General features: G+C 77.9%; 5 protein-coding genes and 1 pseudogene. All 6 read right to left on the reverse strand.

Annotation, left to right across the window (positions count from 1 at the left end; genetic code table 11):
• A partial coding sequence (locus ABWI04_RS42175; RefSeq protein WP_353835915.1) for a hypothetical protein occupies positions 1-252 on the reverse strand: 252 nt, incomplete at its 3' end.
• Positions 249-728, reverse strand: coding sequence for a hypothetical protein (locus ABWI04_RS42180; protein WP_345186886.1), 480 nt, complete (start codon positions 726-728; stop codon positions 249-251). The genes ABWI04_RS42180 and ABWI04_RS42175, both read right to left, overlap by 4 nt.
• A complete protein-coding gene (locus ABWI04_RS42185) occupies positions 725-1,879 on the reverse strand; it encodes a molybdopterin-dependent oxidoreductase (protein WP_353835916.1) in 1,155 nt (384 codons plus the stop codon). The genes ABWI04_RS42180 and ABWI04_RS42185 overlap by 4 nt, the downstream gene beginning before the upstream one ends.
• Positions 1,879-2,508: a class I SAM-dependent methyltransferase gene (locus ABWI04_RS42190; protein WP_353835917.1), complete on the reverse strand. Its 630-nt coding sequence runs from the start codon at positions 2,506-2,508 to the stop codon at positions 1,879-1,881. Before ABWI04_RS42190 ends, ABWI04_RS42185 begins: the two co-directional genes overlap by 1 nt.
• Entirely contained in the window at positions 2,505-3,194 is a 690-nt protein-coding gene (locus tag ABWI04_RS42195; RefSeq protein ID WP_353835918.1) for a TIGR04282 family arsenosugar biosynthesis glycosyltransferase, read from the reverse strand. Before ABWI04_RS42195 ends, ABWI04_RS42190 begins: the two co-directional genes overlap by 4 nt.
• A 146-nt stretch (positions 3,195-3,340) precedes the next feature.
• Positions 3,341-3,418: pseudogene (locus ABWI04_RS42200) on the reverse strand (DNA-binding response regulator); the annotation flags it as partial.

Here is a 3,418-nt window from a genome sequence, read left to right on the forward strand (position 1 = left end):
CGCCGCCACCGCCTGGGCCGCGACGGCGGCGGCGGGCAGCAGCCGCCACGGCGGCGGCCACCCCCGCGCCCGCGCGTGCAGCGGAGGCAGTGGGTCCTCGGTGGCCAGGCCCGCGCGCCGCAGGTACCAGCCCACGGCGAACGCCGCCGCGATCCCGGCCGCCCACACCGCGACGGCCGCCCACCCCGGCCATCCGCGCCCCGCCGGCCTCTCGGCGGCCTCCGCCCGGCCGTGCGCCTCGGTAAGCGTCATCGCCGCCTCTCCTTCCGGGACGGTCGCGGGACGCGGGTCGCTCCGCCGCGCCCCGACGAGCGCCCGGCCCCGCGCCGGGCGGTGACCTCCCGGGCCGCGAGCACGCAGGCCGCCACCACGGCGATCGCGCCCAGCACGATCGCCAGGTTGCGGCCGTAGGGCAGCGGGAGGCGGGACGGCTCGTCGGCGCGGCGCCCGTAGCCCAGCACGACGGGGATCGCGACCACGGTGACGCAGCCGCCGATGACCAGCGCGGCGCGCACGACGCGCCGCCGGCCGGCGGGCACCAGGCCGGTGAGCGCCCCCGCGGCGAGCACCGCCGGGACCAGGACGGCGTCGTGCAGGACGGCCGCCCCGGCGAACCACTTCGCCCACGCGGCCAGGGGGACCTCGTCCACGATCCCGCGCAGCCCGACGGCGATGAGCGCCAGGCCCGCCGCGTACGCCGCCGCCTTCGACACGATCCGCGCGTTCACGACACCACCAGCCGGTGGACCCATTTGGTCTGCATGACCCCGGGCCGGTTCGGGGCGATGAGACGGCACGGGTGGCCGTGGTCGAGGGCGAGGGGGGCGCCGTTCATGCCGAGGGCCAGCAGCGTCAGCGGGTCGCGCCAGTGCGGCGGGGCGACCAGCGAGGTGCGGTAGAGGCCGTGCCGCTGCAGCGACTCCACCAGCACCTGCGCGTCGTCGGCGACGCCGGCCAGGCGCAGGACGTCGCGCAGCCGCACGCCCCGCCAGTCCGCCTCCACGCTCCAGCCCTCCACGCAGGAGATGGGCAGCCGCGCGGTGTGCTGCGGCAGCGCGCGCAGGTCGGCCAGGGACAGGGTGACCTCCCGCGCGACCCGGCCGGTGACGGTGAGGCGCCAGCGGGGGTCGCGGGCCTGGGCGGTGACGCCGGTCGCGGCGGCCGACTTGTTGACCGGGACGTCCTGCGGCCCGGTGCCGGGGCGGCGCGGCGCCAGCACCGCCAGCGGCGCCAGCGGGGTGACCGCCTCCCCCACCGTGGTGAGCGCGACGACGCCGCTCGCGCCGGCGACGGTGAGCAGGAAGCCGCGGCGCCCGACGCCGTCCTCGGGGCGGGTCATGACGGTGCGGCGCGTCTTGGCCCACTGGTCGGCGATGTGGATGACCAGCGCGCCGACGAGGATGTAGGCCGTCCAGTAGTGCGCGGTGGTGAAGTAGAACCGGAACGCGTACCAGTAGGCGACGTTCAGCACCCCGGTGACGAACTGGAACAGCGCCGCGCCGACCAGGACGAACACCAGCAGCCGCTGCACGCCGTGGACGAGGGAGCGCACCGGCGGCCACTGCCACAGCCGCGGGTAGACCGTCCACAGCTTGGCCAGCAGCAGCGGGACGGTCGCCAGGCCGCCGATGACGTGCACGCCCTGGGTGACCCGGTACAGGTTCACCGGCCGCGACGGCCACAGCATCCACCCGGCGGGATGCTGCATGAAGTGGCTGACCAGCCCGGTCCCGAAGGAGACCAGGACGCTGACGCCGAGGGCGATGCCGAGCCAGGAGGCGACCCGCTCGTCGTGGAGGCGGCTGGTGAACCGTCCCGGGACGCCGCGCAGCACGGCGGTCGGCGCGGGCGGCCTGCGCCGTCCGGGCGCGGAACTCATTAGCGCACCTCCCCGGTGCGCAGGGCGACGAACCACCGGTCCGCTTCCTGCCAGGACTCGGTCACGGTCGCGGCGCACAGGGCGGCCAGCCCGGCGACGGCGTCGGCGGACACGTGCGCCCAGGGGAACCATTCGCCGACCGAGCGGTCCGAGCGCAGCCGCAGCGGCTCGACCCGGGAGGCCGAGCCGGGCGGGCCGACCTCCGCCAGCACCCGGCCGCCGGGCGCCAGCAGCGCCAGGACGCGGCGCAGCAGCGCGGCGGGGTCGCCGCCGATGCCGATGTTGCCGTCGGCGAGCAGCACGGTGCGCCAGCGTCCGGCGCCGGGCACGCGGCCGAACACGTCGCGGCACAGGGCCGGGCCGCCCGCCGCGACGGTCAGCGCGACCGCGGAGGGGGTCAGGTCGATGCCCAGCACCGGCAGGCCGCGGCGGGCCAGCGCCACCGTCAGCCGGCCCGGTCCCGACCCGACGTCCAGGGTGGCGCCCTCGCAGCGGTCCAGGAGCCCGCCGTCGCCGTCGCGCACGGCCAGCCAGTCGTGCAGCGGCAGCGGCCGGCGGCGCCCGTCGGCGTGCTCGATCTCCACCGGGGCGCGGCTTCGCAGCGCCTCCTCGTACAGTTCGCCGATCATGCCGGGACGGTCCGGTCCCCGAGGGCCCGCACGGCGGCGGCGAAGCGGCCGTCCGGCGCGGCGGCGGCGACCGCGGCGGCGTCGGCGGGGGTGTCGACGTCGGTGAGCTCGGGCAGCACCGCGGTCCGCAGGCCGGCGGCGCGCAGCCGCGCGAGCTGGACCGCGCCGGTGTCGGGGCGCGACATCGGGACGCCGCGCAGCAGCGCCGCCGCGGGGCGGCGCAGCCCGAGCAGCCAGAACCCGCCGTCGCGGGCGGGTCCGAACACCGCGTCGACGCGGCCGAGCGCGCTTCGGGCGCGGTCGAGGAGTTCGGGGGTGACCTGCGGGGTGTCCATGCCGATCAGGACCATCGGGCGGCCGGTGTGGGCGTCGGCGAAGGCGTGGGCGAGGCGCTCGTCCAGGCCGCCGCCGCGCTGGGCGATGACGGTGAAGCCGTCCGGCAGCCACGGCCCGGGGTCGCCGGCGAGCACGAGGACCCGCCGGCCGGCGGGTGCGGCGGCGACGGCGGCGAGGGTGTCGCGCAGGGACGCCTCGGCGAGCGCGGCGGCCTCGGCGGGGGTGTAGGCGGGCGTGAGGCGGGTCTTGACCCGGCCCGGGACGGGCTCCTTGGCGATGACGATGAGGTCGGCGTCGCCGTGCGCGATTCCGCCGCGCCCGGTTCCGCCGGGCTCGGGTGCGGGGGTCATCGGGCTACCTCCGCCAGGACGCGGCGCATGTCGCGGACGGCGCGGACCGTCCCGCCGAGCGTCCCGGTCACCTTCGAGGCGCCGGTGCGGGGACGGTAGGGCACGTCGATCTCGGCGATGCGCCACCCAGGATCGGGTAGGCGCCGTCAGGAGCCCAGGTACCGCAGGACGGCCAGGACCCGGCGGCTGTACCCCGTCGCGTGCGACAGGTCGAGCTTGTCGAA

This window comes from Actinomadura sp. NPDC000929 (assembly GCF_040492065.1).
GTDB classification, from domain to species: Bacteria; Actinomycetota; Actinomycetes; order Streptosporangiales; family Streptosporangiaceae; genus Spirillospora; species Spirillospora verrucosospora.

Excerpts from the sequence above, each read along its gene's own strand:
- ABWI04_RS42190 (WP_353835917.1), bottom strand. The coding sequence starts at position 2,508 with ATGATCGGCGAACTGTACGAGGAGGCGCTGCGAAGCCGCGCCCCGGTG.
- ABWI04_RS42195 (WP_353835918.1), bottom strand. The coding sequence starts at position 3,194 with ATGACCCCCGCACCCGAGCCCGGCGGAACCGGGCGCGGCGGAATCGCG.
- ABWI04_RS42185 (WP_353835916.1), bottom strand. The coding sequence starts at position 1,879 with ATGAGTTCCGCGCCCGGACGGCGCAGGCCGCCCGCGCCGACCGCCGTG.